The following is a 235-nucleotide window of genomic DNA, read 5'->3' on the forward strand; positions in this document are numbered from 1 at the left end:
GTCTGGCCGTTCAGCATGGTCTCAACGGCGCCAGTATTTTCAGCCATGTCGTGCGCGATGCGGGAGGCAGCGTGACGCCGATGCCACAGATTTTCTATCTGAGCCAAACACAGCCCTTGTCCAAGGGGCAATGTGCAGCGCTGTCCAACCTGATGGCCGAAGCGAGCAGGAACGGTAAAGCCGGCACACTGATCGACAACGTTTACACAGCGGCTGCCAATCCGAAGGCGCAATC

1 protein-coding gene is annotated in these 235 nt (G+C 58.3%); it reads left to right on the forward strand.

All coding sequences use genetic code 11. The annotated features are described in order from the left end of the window. Positions 1-235 (forward strand): hypothetical protein (locus tag AC0L20_RS41870; protein ID WP_473295973.1); only part of this gene is annotated, 235 nt, incomplete at both ends.

The sequence above is a fragment of the Bradyrhizobium sp. Kon58 genome, assembly GCF_055807455.1.